Genomic DNA, 15,351 nt, shown 5'->3' on the forward strand with positions numbered 1-15,351 from the left:
TAACCCAATAGTAAAAACTTTTCGGGCGTAACAATGTCTCTATGGTCTGTGACAAATCTAATTTAATTTAATGGAATTCCCATCCATGTCGTCGTCTTTTAAAATAAAGTTTTTCTGAACATCTTCCCCGTCCTGATATATTTGTCAACAAATGCCTGCTCCTCATTTAAACGCTTCTCCATCGCACTCAATGATTCCTCCAGCTCGCTGATATTCGCCCTGATAGTACCTTCATTCCGGTTCAATCCCGCCAGCCCCTTCCTGCTCTCCGCAAGCTTTCGGCCTACCGCAGCTACCATCTCCCTGATCTCACTGTCTGGCTTCGAAGGCCTGAACTGCTTGTTCTTGAACTGCACATATTCATTGAACAGGTTCACAGCCCGGTTATACTGGTTGCTACTCCTGTTAAAATCATCTATTGCCTTGTTCGCCGCCGCTATCTGCCGGTTCTCGGCAATATATTTTACCAGGTTCTTATAATACGCCAGCTCATGACTGATCAGCTGGTTAGTTACCCCATACCCTTCTATCCTGTTGATGACCAGCTGGTATTTCAACAGGTCATCCTTCATTGTTTCGTAGGCTGCCAGCGAATCTTTATAATTAAATACAGCACGCCCTGCCGCTGCTTTCAGATTATTATCCCGGAACTCATCATGCCGGTAAGGATGCTCCAGCAACTGCCATAAAGGATCAAAAGGCATGTACGTTTCCACAAAAGCTGACGGTGCTACCAGGAAATAGCTATCTACCGGCTTCCTGATAAATTTATTATTGTTCACCACCCCCGCTCCCCAGGTCGGATCTGTCATATACCAGGTGTTATCCAGCTGCACAGCTATCCAGGCGTGACTGGCATTACTGATCTTACCGTATGTTTTGGTATACCCTCCCACCAGGTGTACCGGGATGCCCGCCTCTTTACAAACCAGGTAATATAAATTCGCATACCCCTGACAAACACCAATCCTGGTCTTTAAGGTCTTCTGTGCCGCATCCAGGGTGTCTTTATAATAGTCCGGACTATACATATTGGGCACATCATAGCCGACGTTCCATACCAGCCAGCTGTACAACTGCCGGACAAATTCCTTCCGGGAGGTGGTATGTGCCGATAAATAATGACTGAATGTAACAGGTGTGGCCAGGTCTGCCTCCGGTATTACCAGGGCTGCCGGAACCGGACGTTCCGTGCTGACTCTTTCCTTAGGCTGGGCACATAATGATGATACAGAAAATAATGTAATGACAGTTAACAATATAAAAACAACCCTCATATGTATAGCGAAATGTCCGCAAAATTAGTAAATATCAGTCAACTTAGGAGTTCCTCCGATCCAACCTTCTCGATTCTCAAATGTTATGATTCAAACAAAACTCCACCAATTATGCGACGTCTATTGTTATTTTCAGCCTCAGTGCTCATCTCATTTTTATCGCTCACCACTACGTCTCAAGCTCAGCAGACGCAATCTGACGAACAAAAAGCCTGGATGGAATATATGACACCAGGTGCCATTCACCAGATGCTTGCCAAATGTGACGGTGAGTGGAGCTTTGACCTGACGATGTGGATGAAACCAGATGCCCCTCCGACCACTTCAACAGGCACTACTGTCAACAGGATGATCCTGGGTGGCCGCTATCAGGAATCAGTTCACAAGGGCACTTTTATGGGAATGCCTTTCGAAGGTCATGGCCTGCTCGCCTATGACAATGCAAAGAAAATATTCCAGAGCTCCTGGGTAGACAACATGGGTACCGGCATCATGAACACAGAAGGTACCTGGGATGAGGCTACAAAGTCCGCCACACTTACCGGCAAATCACTAGATCCCATGACTGGGAAAGATATGGGTGTTAAAGAGATCTTTAAGATGATCGACGATGATCACCAGGTTATGGAAATGTACATGGTGAATGATGGCAAGGAATTCAAGACAATGGAGATCAAATACACCAGAAAGAATTAGACAAAAAAAAACCGTCCTGCTTAAAGCGGGACGGTTTAATATGATTACTGAAATAGTTAGCTAATTTTCTCTACCTGCATGAAGTTCAGTTCTACCGGAGTGGCACGACCGAAGATCTTCACAGTTACTTTCAGTTTCTTCTTGTCTTCTATCACCTCTTCGATGATACCGTTGAAGTCGTTGAAAGGCCCATCTATGATCTTGATCGTTTCGCCAACAATGAAAGGCTCGCTCATGGTCAGTCCGTTGTCAGACATTTCATCAACTTTACCCAGCATTTTGTTTACTTCAGCCTTACGCAGAGCGATGGGTTTATCTTTACCCAGGAAGTGAATAACGCCTGATACGTTGCGGATGGACTGGATCACCTCGTCGGTCATCTTACCATCTATTGCTTCGATCATTACGTAACCCGGATAGAAATTCTTTTCGCGCATCACCTTTTTACCTGCCTGCACTTTATACACTTTCTCTACAGGTAAAAATATCTGGGTGATCACGTTGCCCCAATCGGAGCGGCGTACCTCAATATCCAGGTATTCTTTTACCTTTTTCTCTTTACCACTCACTACACGCAGAACATACCATTTGGTGTCCTGGGTGGGAATGTTTGTTTCTTCTGCAGGGTTATTGGATGCTTCTATCATTATCCTATCATTTTATAATACTGAGTCATCATGAGATGTGAAAGGGCGTCCATACCCCAAACAATCGCAGTGATAAAAACAGTAGCGATTAATACGATCATTGTGGAAGACTGTAGCTCCTGCCATGTAGGCCAGGATACTTTATGCACCAGCTCGTGATAAGACTCCCGGAAGTATGCTCTAACCTTATTCATTGGTTTAAAAATTAACCGTTTGAAAACATGAAAGGTGAAAAGCCTTCACTTTTCACCATTGTTAGCACGGGCACAAGGATTCGAACCCTGATCAAAGGTTTTGGAGACCTCTATTCTACCATTGAACTATGCCCGTGTATGTAAGAAAAGACCATTAGCCGCCAGCTCCAGGCTATCCGGCAGAACAAATTTACATAAATTAAATTTATCCGCTGAATGCAATTTACTAATTGCTAATGGCCTTCTATATCAAGAAAGTGATTACTTAATGATCTCAGTAACCTGACCAGCACCTACGGTACGTCCACCTTCGCGGATAGCGAATTTCAGACCTTTTTCCATAGCGATTGGAGCGATCAGTTTTACAGTCAGAGAAACGTTATCACCAGGCATAACCATTTCAACACCTGCTGGTAATTCAACTTCACCAGTTACGTCAGTTGTACGGAAGTAGAACTGAGGACGGTATTTGTTGAAGAACGGAGTGTGACGGCCACCTTCTTCTTTGCTCAGTACGTATACTTCACATTTGAATTCAGTGTGCGGAGTGATAGATCCTGGTTTAGTGATAACCATACCACGACGGATCTGAGACTTTTCAATACCACGGAGGAGCAGACCAGCGTTGTCACCAGCTTCACCTTCATCCAGTAATTTTTTGAACATCTCAACACCAGTACATGTAGAAGTCAGTGGTTTTTCGATCAGACCAACGATTTCAACTGGTTCACCAACTTTAATCTTACCACGCTCGATACGACCTGTAGCAACAGTACCACGACCGGTGATAGAGAATACGTCTTCTACAGACATCAGGAACGGCAGATCAATCGGACGAGGAGGCAGTGGGATGAATTCATCTACTGCGTTCATCAGTTCTTCTACTGCAGCTACCCATTTGTCTTCACCAGCCAGAGCGCCGGTTGCAGAACCCTTGATGATTGGTGTGTTATCACCATCATAGTTATATTTGCTCAGCAGTTCGCGGATTTCCAGTTCAACCAGTTCCAGCAGCTCAGGATCATCAACCAGGTCAACCTTGTTCATGAACACTACGATACGAGGAACGCCTACCTGACGAGCCAGGAGGATGTGTTCTTTAGTTTGTGGCATCGGACCATCTGTAGCGGCAACCACCAGGATAGCACCGTCCATCTGCGCAGCACCAGTGATCATGTTCTTCACATAGTCAGCGTGACCAGGACAGTCAACGTGCGCATAGTGGCGGTTAGCTGTCTGATACTCAACGTGTGCTGTATTGATGGTAATACCTCTTTCTTTTTCTTCAGGAGCTGCATCGATCTCATCATAACCTTTCTTCTCTGCCAGACCCTTGTTTGCCAAAATCGTAGTAATGGCAGCAGTTAAGGTAGTTTTACCGTGGTCAACGTGGCCGATGGTACCAATGTTTACGTGGGGTTTATCCCGCTTAAAGGTTTCTTTTGCCATTGTATTTTTTTTAGATGGTTTGTAAAGATTGTATTGATAGTTGTTTTTAAAAAACGGTTTTACAAACTTGTGCCGCTGATGAGAATTGAACCCACGACCTTTCCCGGTATTTACCAGGAACGCTCTGCCACTGAGCTACAACGAAATCCGGATCCCGGATGTTTGGAAATCCGTTGAGCTGTTGATGAGAATTGAACTCACGACCTCTTCCTTACCAAGGAAGTGCTCTACCCCTGAGCTACAACAGCATTGAAAATCTTCTTAAAGAACTTTCATCCCATGTAATACCAAGACAAAATTTCGAACCGGTATTACGATGAGCGGGAGACGAGGTTCGAACCCGCGACCTACAGCTTGGAAGGCTGTCGCTCTACCAACTGAGCTACTCCCGCATTTAATAAATAATAAACTAAAGAACTGTGTGCCCCTACTTCCTGTCAGTCTCCTTTCGGGGGAAACCTGCAATTTAATAACAGACACTGAAAGAACCATTCCCCTCTACTCTATATATCCCTTTCGGGAGAACCTGCATTTAACAGACAAGTTCCGCCTTTGCTAAGGGGCAAAGGCGGAACATTTGCACTGAGTGGGCAGGATAGGATTCGAACCTATGAAGTCGTAGACAGCGGATTTACAGTCCGCCCCATTTGGCCACTCTGGAACCTGCCCTTTTTAATCCTTAAACTCCTTTCCAAAAATCACGTCCGTCCGGACCATTTTGCTTCGGAATTTTTCCGGAGCCAGCAGAGGGATTCGAACCCCCGACCCACTGATTACAAATCAGTAGCTCTGGCCAACTGAGCTATGCTGGCTTATGTTATTCAAGAATCTTATAAAAGGTATCCGTTATAAGAGGGTGCAAAAATAGTTGAATTTAATTAATCTCAAAATCTTTTTTTCAGCACCCGGATACAAATTTTAAGACTTGTATTAATTGGCTAAAACACCCTACAGTAAAGAACTTTACTACCTTTGCCGATCCCTTTTTTCGATCGGGATGGCAAAGGTAGTAAACAGATATTTAATTCCAAAATATTTTTAAGATTTTACTGAAATTTCTTCTCTTTGGTTTTCTTGATCTGGTTAACAACCGAGTCGAAGGCGAGATCAAATGACTCTTCGAAGGATTTGGATTCATGCTTTACAAATAAGTCTTGGCGGGGGATATGGACTTTTATCTCAGCTATTTTATCCTTAATCTGATGGGCAATTCCATCCAACTTTAAAAAGACTTCCACGCTAATGATCCTGTCATAAAAAGTATTGAGTTTCTGAAGTTTTTTACTCACATGGTCAATCAACTTTGAGTCAGCATCGAAATGTACTGTTTGAATTTGAACGTTCATAGCACTAATTTTTAGTTTTAAACAATCTTGTACATGCTCGTAACATTACGTCCATAGGCTTTCATTGTTTTAATGGTAATGGATATCGACTAATGCAAAAAGTATACAAAGAACTCATTACTAATTTACTCACTTTTCGATTCTTTTGCATAACCATTTAGTAATATTTTGTTAAAGTGCAGACGCGCCTTTTCACTCGCCCTTTGGATGCGCCTTCCGGTACGCTTCCCTCAACTTCTCAATGCTATTGTGCGTATAAACCTGTGTGGACGCCAGGCTGGAGTGCCCCAACAGCTCCTTGACCGCATTCAGGTCAGCGCCATTGTTCATAAGATGGGTGGCAAACGTATGCCGCAGTATATGCGGACTTCTGCGACTAAGTGTCGTGATCTGGTGGTCGGTCAGATACCCCCGCACCACATTGTAAACATATCTCGGATATAATTTTTTCCCGCTCCGCGGATTTACCAGCAATACCTCCCTGTCATACGCTGCCAGCTCCTTCCGGCGCATGGCCCGGTACTCCCCTATCTCATCCCTCAAAATAGTACTGATCGGAATAATCCGCTCCTTATTGCCCTTTCCGAGCACTTTTATGGTCAGATTGCCCGTATCCACATGTCGCTCCTGCAGATTGATCAACTCCGACAACCGGATGCCGGTATGATACAAAAGCTCAAATATCATCCGGTGCGTTCTCCCCTCCAGGCCATCCGTAAAAATCGGCGTATCCTCCTGCCCCCTGCGCATGCTCCGGTTATCTTCCACCGCCTGCATGCCTTTTTCGTCAATAAAACCAGGCAGCCGCTTCCCGACCTTCGGGACAGTCACTTTCGTCATCGGAGAGGCTGTAATTTCCCCATGACGTAATGCGTATTTGAAAAATGATTTAAGGGTGGAGATCTTGCGGTTAACACTCTTGGCGATCATGCCCTCCTCCATCAGCCAGGCCAGCCAGGTACGGACATGCGAATGCGATATGCCAGAAAGTGACACATCGCCATAATGAGATCTTAAAAAGATAAAAAACTGGGTAAGGTCCTGCTGATATGCAGTAGCAGTATGTGCGGAATAGCGCTTCTCAAGCCGGATGTAAGCCAGAAAACGATTAGCTACCGGGTGTAAGACTTCACTCAAAATAAAAAGTTTGATGATTGTAAAGTTATAATAAACCTTACAATCATCAATATTTTGCGTGGGGAATTACCCCCGATAGAATCAATCGTCTAATTTACCACTGGCCAACTGCTGTTTGTAAACAGCTTTCAGCACTTCAGTACGACGCTTAACGGAAGGTTTTGTGAAAGACTGACGTGACCTGAGTTGCAGCAGGATACGGGCTTTCTCAAATTTCTTTTTGTATTTTTTGAGCGCCTTGTCAATGTTTTCGCAATCTTTGGAATCGATGATCAACATAATATAATACTCCTTTTTTTCAGGAAGGCAAAGATATAACATTCCATTTAATTATCAAAATAATGTCAGGTCCTTATCTCCACGGCCATCTCCCCATTATTACTTAATTTAGCCCTATGTTTACAGGAATCATAGAATCATTAGGAGAAGTAATAGCTACCAGGCAGGAAGGCACCAATATGGTCATCACCATCCGCTCTTCCCTCACACCGGAACTGAAAATTGACCAAAGCGTAGCCCACAACGGCGTTTGTCTCACTGTTACCCGCACAGATGGCGATACCTATGATATCGTCGCTGTCGCCGAAACGCTGCTGAAAAGCAATATCGGCCAACTCACCCCCGGACAAAAAGTAAACCTGGAAAGGGCCATGGTCTTTAACGGCAGGATTGACGGCCACCTCGTTCAGGGCCACGTTGACAGCACAGGCGAATGTATTTCCTGCACCCCTCAGGGTGGCAGCTGGGAATACCGCTTCCGCTACCCGGAACAATTTGCCGGCCTGATCGTGGAAAAAGGCTCCATCTGCCTCAATGGCATCAGCCTGACCATATATAATGTGACCAATACGGAGTTCAGCATCGCTGTAATTCCATATACATATGAGCACACAAATATCTCAGCCGTTCAACCCGGACACACAATTAACCTGGAATTTGACATCCTTGGAAAATTCGTGGCCAGGCAGCTTGCTGTCAAATCATAGCTAAACATCCACTTATGCAATTAACCTCAGCCCTTGCCATCCGCTATCCGGTCATCATGGCGCCCATGTTCCTCGTCAGCAACGAAAAAATGGTTAAAGCCGCCATGGACAATGGGATAGCCGGGACATTCCCTTCCCTTAATTACAGAAAAGAGGGAGAACTGAAGCAGGTGCTGGACCATTTGAACCAACACCGGGCACAACTGCCGCCCGGTCAGGGAACCTATGGCGTCAACCTCATCGTTCAGAAAACCAATCCCCTCTATTCAAAACACCTGAAAGACTGCGTAGCGGCAGAAGTACCTTTCTATATCACCTCCCTGGGCAGTCCCAAAGAGGTGATCGCGGCCGCCCACAGCTATGGCGCTAAGGTACTCTGCGACGTCACCAATATACAGCACGCGGAAAAAGCGGCCCAGGCTGGCTGCGATGGTTTCATAGCGGTATGTGCAGGCGCCGGTGGCCATGCAGGCCCCTACCCGATGCATATACTTGTTCCAGCCCTGCAGAAAGCCTTTCCCGGAAAACTGCTGGTAGCCGCCGGCGGCATTGCTACCGGTCAGCAACTTGCCAGCGCCCTGGTGTTGGGTGCTCATGGCGCCTCCATAGGTACCCGGTTCATCGCCAGCGAAGAAGCAAGCGTCAGCGATGAATACAAGAACGCCATCCTGGACTATGGCATGGAAGATATCGTATTGACAGAACGCCTGTCTGGTACCCCCTGCAACGTCATCAACACTCCGACAGCAAAAAAGATCGGCTATAAACAGAACTGGCTGGAAAAGCAACTGAATAAAAACGCCCGCACCCGCAAATATTTCAAAATGCTGGTACAACTGCGAGGCATGAAAAAACTGGAAGCTGCGGTAAGACCTGGCAATTACCAGCAACTCTGGTCCGCCGGCCAAAGCGTTGAAATGGTGGAAGATATCAGCTCTATCCATGACATTGTGAACAGACTGATACAGGAACTGGAAGAAACGCTGGAGAAGACAAGCCAGCTGTTCGTCAAATAAGGAGGCTCCTCAAAAAAATGCGGTAATAATCAATTCAGATATACTAATAAGGAGGGAACGTCAATCTTCCCAACAATCCTGCAATAAGCAACTTAATACACAGGGGCTGATCCCAAATAATGGTCAGCCCCTGTTTTATTCAGGTCCCCATGGGGGATTTGTTATCATTTAAGCGATGCACGACGCCTTCATCTTACTTTTGGGTCAGTTTCCCATTTCCTAATATCCTACTTTTCCACTGCACATCTTACGCAGCAACATCATCATGATCTGTTCCGGTGATCACATCATGCCATTCTGAGATCTCTTGCTCAAAAGCGGCGGTCTTTTCCCTGAATTTGGCCAGGGTATCCTTACCTAATGGCAGGTGTACGGGAGGTTTTTCCGCATGTCCCAGTTTCACAAAGGCCTCTGCCAGTTTCACGGGATCTCCGGGTTGTTTTTTGTTTACAGCCGCTGCAAAGGAACGCATTTCACCAACGGTAGCTGAGTAATCGTTGATCTCATTGCTGGTTTTTACCAGGGAAGAGTGATCGAGGAATTCCGTCCTGAAGAAACCAGGCGCTACCACAGTGGCATAGATACCCAGCGGAGCCAGTTCCTGCGCCATAGCTTCAGTAATACCTTCCACGGCAAATTTGGTAGAACCATAAATACCCCAGCCTACATAGCCAAACAAACCTCCTATGGAAGAAATATTGATCACATGACCGGATCCCTGTACACGCATATAAGGCAATATCGCACGAGTCACATTCAACAATCCGAACACATTTACTTCATAATTGTTCTTTACCTCCTGAGCAGTGGCTTCCTCTACACCGCTTAATAAACCATAACCGGCATTATTCACCAGGATATCAATCCTGCCAAAAGTGTCATTAGCTTGTTTAGCTGCTACTTTCGCCTGTTCTTCATTGGTGATGTCCAGGGTTACAACGGCAAGATTTTCATGATTTCCCAGCTGGGCGGCCAGGTCTTCCGGCTTGCTACGTACGGTAGCTACCAGTTTATCACCTGCTGCAAGAACTGCTTTTGATATTTCTAATCCAAAACCCCGGGATGCTCCGGTTATGAACCATACTTTCTGTGTGTTTATGCTTTTCATTTTGTTTGTGTTTTGTGATACAAAGATGAAAAGAAGCCAGCAGCCGGGCTTTAGCAAAAACACTGAACCTTTTATGAAAATCAAAGATGGTATGTCTTCCTGAATTCAGCGGGGGTAATACCGGTATTTTTCTTAAAGAATGAATTGAAATTGGGTTGTTCCGCATAACCAATACTATGTCCGATCTCCTGCAATGACCAATCAGTTTGTAACAACAATACCTTGGTTTCGTCCAGCAAACGACTTTTGATATGGGTGCTTACATTCTGGCCTGTATGTTTCTTCAGCAAGGCATTCAGATGATTGGGATGCACTCCCAGATCTGCAGCAAATTCCTTGGCGGTCCGGATCCGGATGGGTGTCTCCTTATTGATACCAGAGGTTTCTGCTTCCAGCAATCTGAAAAATTCATGCACATGATGAAACTCATCCGTTACATTATCCGGTGGTGGGAAATTGCCAATTTTCGCACTTTCCACCATTATCAGCTGCAGATAGGCCTGCATAGAATCATCGCTCCACTTACTGCCCAGCAGTTCTTCCTCCTTCATCTTCGCAAATAACTGCTCCAGTGTCTGTGCATGCTGTTCCGTCAGCCTGATCACACTCTTAGACTTGTCAGTGAACAGGGCGAATTTATCCATACTAGCCTTTAAAGTAGGGTGCTCACTAATAAAGGACTTTTTGAAGAGACAGTAGTATCCACCCGACTCTTCAGACAGATTTTTCCAGGAAATAATATCATTGGGATGGATGAACAGAATAGTCGGCTCTTCCAGGTAATAGGTATTTAATCCCATTGTAAATACCCCTGCTCCTTTCGTGGTCAGCAGTACCTTATAAAAATCTCTCCGGTTAGGAGACAGATAATTCCGGCATTCATGTATTTCCCTGTTAAACACCCTGATGGTCCAATCCTCAAAAAATTCACGGAATACGGGGATCAGGTCGGGAATATCTCTTAGTGTATCTATGGTTCGGCTGTCGAGCGTCTGAGATGGCATAACTGAGTATATATGACTACCAATTTACTGCATTTGTCGCAAATACCCCCTAAGGATGGCAACTTCAGCAACCTGCCACCCGGTGACTATTAGTTACCTTAGTATTCACCAATACTATTTAAAATGGAAGTACAACCACTTAGCAGCAAAACTTTTGGCTTTATGGTATTGTATGACATGCATACCACTTTTTTCTCAAATGTTATTGCAGGCATTTCTGAAAAAGACGCCAATGAACGCCTGGGTACAAAAGCCAATCACATGGCGTGGCTGACGGGCAGCCTGGTACAGGAAAGATTTGAATTAGCCAGGTCCTTCGGTATTGAAAAACAGCAGCAGGCGCATGAACTATTTAAAGACCACAAGGGCATACAGGATGGTGCGACCTATCCTGCACTGGCCGCTTTTGAAAAAGACTGGAAGATCATTTCTCCGCTTTTAAGAGAGGCCCTCATCAATGCTGATGATGAAAAGTTTGATGAGCCCTTTGAAATGCCGGGTATGAAAATGAGCCTGTTTGATCTGGTTTCTTTTCAGACCTACCGCGAGGCCAACTGTATCGGACAATTAGCATTATGGCGGAGGTTACTGGGCTATGAAGCTATGAAGTATATGTAATCCCGCATGTACTTACACCACAATATAAGTCCCGGAAATAGCGCATTCCCGGGGCTTTTTTATGCGCTATGAGGCATTCTGGCCGTGAAAGCCAACAATTAAATTCGGTCTGATATGATACATTTTACAGTACTTATTATTTTGGCGTTAACAATCTTATTTAAAATCTGGCAACACATAATAATTCAATGCCGCTAACGTTCCTTTTTTTCTTTAGCCCTTCTGGTACACTCATCTATCCACCTACCTAAATTTCGGTAAGGAGCGGTATAATCTCCATTGCTATCTAAAAAACCAATTTCTTGAAATTTCCTTATTATCTCCTCCTTCGTTTTTTTTCTCGCCCTATCTCTCTTCATAAATTCAATTACTTCCTGAATGTGTTCTGATGTCATGATTATAATTTTATCTAAGTAAATAATATTTTTCACTTCCAATACCCCCTCGCCGCGCAAACGCACAACCATCCTTATGCCACAAGCATGGCATGAGCATATCACAATCATCATTCAGGAAGTTTTCAATTATTTTTTCCAGTGGAGTAACGTCAACAAACAATAACCGAATTTATATCAAACAAACAAAACCACAATAAATCTTTCTAACTTTTCTTAAAATGACAATATCGATATCAAATAACAAAAGCTCCTTACGGAGCTTTGTTACTGTTTACGTATTCTAAATACTATACAGCCACTCTGTCAATCGCTTTCTATAGCGCCGTCTCTTTATAACCAGGCATATCACACCCTTCCGCCCAGAATGTGCTGATATCCGTCATACCAATAAAACCAAGAGACGCTTCCAGATACGGAACAACAAAGTTATATGCCTGCATCGGTCCTTCAGAATAAACACCTCCTGAAGCTACTGCGAGGTACACCTTTTTATCATTCACCAGTGCTTCCTTCTGACCACTCGCATAAGAGAAAGTTTTTCCTGCGCGCATCACGTGATCCAGCCATCCTTTCAGCGTGGATGGAATATGGAAGTTATACACGGGCACTCCTATCACAATAATATCAGCACTCATTAACTCATTGATTGCTTCTTCAGAAATCTTCTCCACTCCTGCTGCTATCTCCGGCGCTACATCTCCCATACCCCGGTATACTTTCAAATGTCCCTCATGAAAGTGCTCGTATGGCTGCTTTAACAGATCTTTTACCTTAACGGTACTACCCGGATACTGCGCTATCAGTTTTTCAATGACAGCATCTGCCAGCTGAGTGCTTTTGGATTCAGCTCCTTTTACGCTTGATATAATCTTCAATATCTTTTTCATGCTATTTTGATTTATTTAATTTGTGATAAGTAAAGTAGGATACCGCCAGTACGGCAAAGAAAACAAACGGTACAACCGGAACCGGCATCGGATCACCTGAAATACCATGAGCAATACCGGCAGAGATAAACGTAAAGGTGAAACCTGCATATGTCCATTCCTTTATCCTGCCACCAACCGGTGCCAGTAACAACACAACACCTATAAATTTGGCAATGGCCAGTTCAATCCTGAAATAAGCCGGAAAACCCAAATGTTGAAACGCCTGATCTATTTTTGCATCCGTGAAATAAGCATACCCTGAATACGTCATCATTAGTGCGATAATCGCAGTGCTAATCCAATAAACAATCCTTAATGTTTTCATTTGATATTTTTTGACAGGGCAAAACTATTTACAATTGCTATCAAATAGTTAGTAGTATACCAAAGGTTAGTAGTAACCTGCAGGATAGTTAAAACATCTTCCCGCTGTGACCGGAGCTCCTTTTTATGGGACTTCTGCATAGTATTCCAGCGTCTGATTGCTGAATATCTTACCTTTGCAGTGCTGCATTTGCGGCTTCTATAGCGGCGTTTCCCAGGCACTGATTGTCGTCTTCCCAAAAAGATCTGCCATCTTCCCGATCATCACTTAAAATTCTTTCCGTACCCTGATCAAGTCCAACTCAAGCCCGATTGATCTCCGGCTAAACTCCTATTCTTTAAGGTCATTTCAGGCTCATTATAGGCTCATTTCAGGCTCCCTAAAGAGATATACAGATGTCCTTATTAAGTACTTATAAAGCGCCTGAACAATAGAGGTATATTCCTGACAAAGACCTATTTATCAGCTGGTTATTACCCCTTTTTTTGTATATTAGATGAAATCTATTGTACGTTTATGGCCCAAAACTTAAATATTCTCACCCAGGGTCTCTCCGGTCATGTCGGAGACCTGATCTTTTATGAGCGGAACGGGAAGCCGTTCTGTCGTAAAATGCCCCAGTATGGCCCGGATAGTATGTCCGCCGCCAGTAAGCAAAGCAGCCGCGAATTTGCAAAAGCCAGTAAGGCCGCAAAATCGATCCGTTCAGCCCTGAATGGAGTATGGCAGCCGGTAAAGGAAGAAACGACGATTTACAGGCTAAATAAGGCCGTTTATGCGGCTCTAAGAGAAGATACCCTACATCCCCGGGGAAAGCGTGTATTCAGCCCCGCTGCCCTGCACAAGAACCTGAAAGACTTCCGGTATAACAAGAAGGCTGTTATGGCCATTGGAGGTATAGATACCGTCCGCCAGGAAGATGGCAGCATCCTTCTGCAACTGCCGCCCAACTGGCAGAACTGGCTGAACCCTCCTAAAGACACCGGGTACATACAGCTTCACGCAGCCGCACTGGACATGGATCTCGATAATAATACCTGTGTGGGGACCGCCACAGCGGCCAATTGCATCCCCATGGGAGAAAAACGGCATTCACTGCTCCTGCCGGCCATACCCGTCAAGGCGACTGCCACGATCGTTGTGCTGCAAGTGCGCTTTCTTCATCCGGATATGAGTATCCAGGTTAACAACTCCGTCAGAAGCGAACAGGCATTTATTACAGCAGTACTGGAACCAGCTTTGCCATCAGCAGAAAAACAGGAACGGTCATCCAAAGCACCCAGGATTGCACGGAAGAAACGGTCGGCAACAACGATACTGGAAGCTGCCGGCCAGTCCTCGCCAGCACCCTTCCCGCCATTGCCCATTGACACTCATAGCATAGCGTCCACACTATCTGTTAAGAAAATTAAAAAACCGCCTACACTTGTAAATGTGGAATGATTTTTTCAGCTTTCAGGTAAAAAACACATTGAGAGCTTTTTTAATCATCGCGCAGCTATTGCTTTTCTTCAACGCCCAGGCACAGCAAAACAATATAACCAGCGTTACGGCCAGTTATGACCCGGCTTCCATAGCCGAACTGTACGATCATATCCCTATTGGTCTGGAATTCAAATATGCAAACGGACAGGTAAGTAAAACAGAAGGATTTTTACAGGGCGCTTACCGGTGGAGGAACATCAAAGTGACCAGTTCTGCCGGCAGCGTGCAGAACGGCTATTTACAGCTCGACAGGCAACGACTGGCAAAGCTGCATTACCAGGTGGAACTTAATATCACACTACCTGAAACAGCACAGCCGCTGACCACAACACTGACACTCCCGCACCTGGAAAGTATCCGCTTTAACCACTACGCCGACAGCCTGAAAAGAAACATCAGGTTTTACCTGAATGTGGAAGGCTCTTTCAGCAGCGGAAAGATCTACCCGCTGGATACAGCCGCTATTAAATTCACAACCAGTGCAGGGAAACTATTGGGACAGGACCTGCTGCTGAACAGTAATGATGCAACCCGCACTATTACGGTTACAGCTACCAATAAAAACGATCCATCAATGTCTATATCAAGTACAATACCTGTGAAACAGCTCCAGGATAAATAATCCATGAGCCCCGGAGCTGATTACTATGGCTCAATAAGCGCCCTGGCTTTCAGCTCCAGGTATTTTGAAACAGCTCCTGAATAAATAATTTCATGAGCATTGGAGCTGATTTCC

Annotated in this window: 18 protein-coding genes, 5 tRNA genes and 1 pseudogene; 6 read left to right on the forward strand and 18 right to left on the reverse strand. The window is 44.9% G+C overall.

The window, feature by feature from the left end:
• Positions 1 to 98 precede the first annotated feature (98 nt).
• Positions 99 to 1,277 carry a transglutaminase domain-containing protein gene (locus F3I09_RS10785; RefSeq protein ID WP_149695057.1) on the reverse strand — a complete coding sequence of 393 codons (1,179 nt, stop codon included), beginning with the start codon at positions 1,275 to 1,277 and terminating at the stop codon, positions 99 to 101.
• Positions 1,278 to 1,388: 111 nt separating this feature from the next.
• Here F3I09_RS10785 and F3I09_RS10790 point away from each other — a divergent pair, with 111 nt between their 5' ends.
• Positions 1,389 to 1,973, forward strand: coding sequence for a DUF1579 domain-containing protein (locus F3I09_RS10790; protein WP_149695058.1), 585 nt, complete (start codon positions 1,389 to 1,391; stop codon positions 1,971 to 1,973).
• A gap of 56 nt (positions 1,974 to 2,029) precedes the next feature.
• Here F3I09_RS10790 and nusG read toward each other — a convergent pair whose 3' ends face one another.
• The 12 genes and pseudogenes from nusG to rpsU all read right to left on the reverse strand — a co-directional run bounded on the left by nusG (position 2,030) and on the right by rpsU (position 7,025).
• A complete protein-coding gene (gene nusG / locus F3I09_RS10795) occupies positions 2,030 to 2,620 on the reverse strand; it encodes a transcription termination/antitermination protein NusG (protein ID WP_106602920.1) in 591 nt (196 codons plus the stop codon).
• Positions 2,620 to 2,814 (reverse strand): preprotein translocase subunit SecE, encoded by a 195-nt coding sequence (gene secE, locus F3I09_RS10800; RefSeq protein ID WP_149695059.1) that lies wholly within the window; start codon positions 2,812 to 2,814, stop codon positions 2,620 to 2,622. Before secE ends, nusG begins: the two co-directional genes overlap by 1 nt.
• Positions 2,815 to 2,879: 65 nt before the next feature.
• Positions 2,880 to 2,950 (reverse strand) — tRNA-Trp (locus F3I09_RS10805).
• A 125-nt stretch (positions 2,951 to 3,075) separates the two neighbouring features.
• Positions 3,076 to 4,263: an elongation factor Tu gene (gene tuf, locus F3I09_RS10810; RefSeq protein WP_149695060.1), complete on the reverse strand. Its 1,188-nt coding sequence runs from the start codon at positions 4,261 to 4,263 to the stop codon at positions 3,076 to 3,078.
• 70 nt (positions 4,264 to 4,333) lie between these two features.
• A pseudogene (locus tag F3I09_RS10815) lies at positions 4,334 to 4,406 on the reverse strand.
• A 33-nt stretch (positions 4,407 to 4,439) separates the two neighbouring features.
• A tRNA-Thr gene (locus F3I09_RS10820) sits at positions 4,440 to 4,511 on the reverse strand.
• Between the two features lie 71 nt (positions 4,512 to 4,582).
• Positions 4,583 to 4,655: transfer RNA gene (locus tag F3I09_RS10825), tRNA-Gly, on the reverse strand.
• A gap of 195 nt (positions 4,656 to 4,850) precedes the next feature.
• Positions 4,851 to 4,932: transfer RNA gene (locus tag F3I09_RS10830), tRNA-Tyr, on the reverse strand.
• Positions 4,933 to 5,001: 69 nt separating this feature from the next.
• Positions 5,002 to 5,075 (reverse strand) — tRNA-Thr (locus F3I09_RS10835).
• Between the two features lie 234 nt (positions 5,076 to 5,309).
• Positions 5,310 to 5,609, reverse strand: a complete 300-nt coding sequence (gene hpf / locus F3I09_RS10840) for a ribosome hibernation-promoting factor, HPF/YfiA family (RefSeq protein ID WP_149695061.1) — start codon at positions 5,607 to 5,609, stop codon at positions 5,310 to 5,312.
• Positions 5,610 to 5,801: 192 nt separating this feature from the next.
• The gene (locus F3I09_RS10845) at positions 5,802 to 6,746 is read right to left on the reverse strand and encodes a tyrosine-type recombinase/integrase (protein ID WP_149695062.1); all 945 of its coding nucleotides are present in this window, start codon (positions 6,744 to 6,746) and stop codon (positions 5,802 to 5,804) included.
• Between the two features lie 81 nt (positions 6,747 to 6,827).
• Positions 6,828 to 7,025 (reverse strand): 30S ribosomal protein S21, encoded by a 198-nt coding sequence (gene rpsU / locus F3I09_RS10850; RefSeq protein WP_089835189.1) that lies wholly within the window; start codon positions 7,023 to 7,025, stop codon positions 6,828 to 6,830.
• Positions 7,026 to 7,141: 116 nt separating this feature from the next.
• Here rpsU and F3I09_RS10855 point away from each other — a divergent pair, with 116 nt between their 5' ends.
• Entirely contained in the window at positions 7,142 to 7,732 is a 591-nt protein-coding gene (locus F3I09_RS10855; RefSeq protein WP_149695063.1) for a riboflavin synthase, read from the forward strand.
• A 14-nt stretch (positions 7,733 to 7,746) separates the two neighbouring features.
• Entirely contained in the window at positions 7,747 to 8,748 is a 1,002-nt protein-coding gene (locus F3I09_RS10860) for a nitronate monooxygenase family protein (RefSeq protein WP_149695064.1), read from the forward strand.
• 247 nt (positions 8,749 to 8,995) lie between these two features.
• On the opposite strand, the gene F3I09_RS10865 is transcribed toward F3I09_RS10860, so the two are convergent.
• Both F3I09_RS10865 and F3I09_RS10870 read right to left on the reverse strand, forming a co-directional pair.
• Complete coding sequence (locus F3I09_RS10865; protein WP_149695065.1) at positions 8,996 to 9,856, reverse strand: oxidoreductase; 861 nt, start codon at positions 9,854 to 9,856, stop codon at positions 8,996 to 8,998.
• Between the two features lie 80 nt (positions 9,857 to 9,936).
• On the reverse strand, positions 9,937 to 10,860 hold the full coding sequence (locus tag F3I09_RS10870; RefSeq protein WP_149695066.1) for an AraC family transcriptional regulator: 924 nt from the start codon (positions 10,858 to 10,860) through the stop codon (positions 9,937 to 9,939).
• 123 nt (positions 10,861 to 10,983) lie between these two features.
• On the opposite strand from F3I09_RS10870, the gene F3I09_RS10875 reads away from it, so the two are divergent.
• Complete coding sequence (locus F3I09_RS10875) at positions 10,984 to 11,478, forward strand: DinB family protein (RefSeq protein WP_149695067.1); 495 nt, start codon at positions 10,984 to 10,986, stop codon at positions 11,476 to 11,478.
• A 194-nt stretch (positions 11,479 to 11,672) separates the two neighbouring features.
• Here the strand turns inward: F3I09_RS10875 and F3I09_RS10880 are convergent, their stop codons facing one another.
• The 3 genes from F3I09_RS10880 to F3I09_RS10890 all read right to left on the reverse strand — a co-directional run bounded on the left by F3I09_RS10880 (position 11,673) and on the right by F3I09_RS10890 (position 13,130).
• The gene (locus F3I09_RS10880) at positions 11,673 to 11,873 is read right to left on the reverse strand and encodes a hypothetical protein (protein WP_149695068.1); all 201 of its coding nucleotides are present in this window, start codon (positions 11,871 to 11,873) and stop codon (positions 11,673 to 11,675) included.
• A gap of 317 nt (positions 11,874 to 12,190) precedes the next feature.
• A complete protein-coding gene (locus F3I09_RS10885; RefSeq protein WP_149695069.1) occupies positions 12,191 to 12,763 on the reverse strand; it encodes an FMN-dependent NADH-azoreductase in 573 nt (190 codons plus the stop codon).
• 1 nt (position 12,764) lies between these two features.
• Positions 12,765 to 13,130: a DoxX family protein gene (locus F3I09_RS10890; protein WP_149695070.1), complete on the reverse strand. Its 366-nt coding sequence runs from the start codon at positions 13,128 to 13,130 to the stop codon at positions 12,765 to 12,767.
• Positions 13,131 to 13,646: 516 nt separating this feature from the next.
• Between F3I09_RS10890 and F3I09_RS10895 the strand changes: the two genes are divergently transcribed.
• Positions 13,647 to 14,573, forward strand: a complete 927-nt coding sequence (locus F3I09_RS10895; RefSeq protein WP_149695071.1) for a hypothetical protein — start codon at positions 13,647 to 13,649, stop codon at positions 14,571 to 14,573.
• A gap of 28 nt (positions 14,574 to 14,601) precedes the next feature.
• On the forward strand, positions 14,602 to 15,237 hold the full coding sequence (locus F3I09_RS10900; RefSeq protein ID WP_149695072.1) for a hypothetical protein: 636 nt from the start codon (positions 14,602 to 14,604) through the stop codon (positions 15,235 to 15,237).
• The last annotated feature ends 114 nt before the right edge of the window (positions 15,238 to 15,351 follow it).

Origin of the sequence: Chitinophaga sp. CF418 (assembly GCF_900142925.1) — a bacterium.
Classification (GTDB): Bacteria; Bacteroidota; Bacteroidia; order Chitinophagales; family Chitinophagaceae; genus Chitinophaga.

Bases quoted from the DNA above. Each gene is read 5' to 3' on its own strand.
- F3I09_RS10785 (WP_149695057.1), bottom strand. From the start codon at position 1,277: ATGAGGGTTGTTTTTATATTGTTAACTGTCATTACATTATTTTCTGTA.
- F3I09_RS10790 (WP_149695058.1), top strand. From the start codon at position 1,389: ATGCGACGTCTATTGTTATTTTCAGCCTCAGTGCTCATCTCATTTTTA.
- nusG (WP_106602920.1), bottom strand. From the start codon at position 2,620: ATGATAGAAGCATCCAATAACCCTGCAGAAGAAACAAACATTCCCACC.
- secE (WP_149695059.1), bottom strand. From the start codon at position 2,814: ATGAATAAGGTTAGAGCATACTTCCGGGAGTCTTATCACGAGCTGGTG.
- tuf (WP_149695060.1), bottom strand. From the start codon at position 4,263: ATGGCAAAAGAAACCTTTAAGCGGGATAAACCCCACGTAAACATTGGT.
- hpf (WP_149695061.1), bottom strand. From the start codon at position 5,609: ATGAACGTTCAAATTCAAACAGTACATTTCGATGCTGACTCAAAGTTG.
- rpsU (WP_089835189.1), bottom strand. From the start codon at position 7,025: ATGTTGATCATCGATTCCAAAGATTGCGAAAACATTGACAAGGCGCTC.
- F3I09_RS10855 (WP_149695063.1), top strand. From the start codon at position 7,142: ATGTTTACAGGAATCATAGAATCATTAGGAGAAGTAATAGCTACCAGG.
- F3I09_RS10860 (WP_149695064.1), top strand. From the start codon at position 7,747: ATGCAATTAACCTCAGCCCTTGCCATCCGCTATCCGGTCATCATGGCG.
- F3I09_RS10865 (WP_149695065.1), bottom strand. From the start codon at position 9,856: ATGAAAAGCATAAACACACAGAAAGTATGGTTCATAACCGGAGCATCC.
- F3I09_RS10870 (WP_149695066.1), bottom strand. From the start codon at position 10,860: ATGCCATCTCAGACGCTCGACAGCCGAACCATAGATACACTAAGAGAT.
- F3I09_RS10875 (WP_149695067.1), top strand. From the start codon at position 10,984: ATGGAAGTACAACCACTTAGCAGCAAAACTTTTGGCTTTATGGTATTG.
- F3I09_RS10880 (WP_149695068.1), bottom strand. From the start codon at position 11,873: ATGACATCAGAACACATTCAGGAAGTAATTGAATTTATGAAGAGAGAT.
- F3I09_RS10885 (WP_149695069.1), bottom strand. From the start codon at position 12,763: ATGAAAAAGATATTGAAGATTATATCAAGCGTAAAAGGAGCTGAATCC.
- F3I09_RS10890 (WP_149695070.1), bottom strand. From the start codon at position 13,130: ATGAAAACATTAAGGATTGTTTATTGGATTAGCACTGCGATTATCGCA.
- F3I09_RS10895 (WP_149695071.1), top strand. From the start codon at position 13,647: ATGGCCCAAAACTTAAATATTCTCACCCAGGGTCTCTCCGGTCATGTC.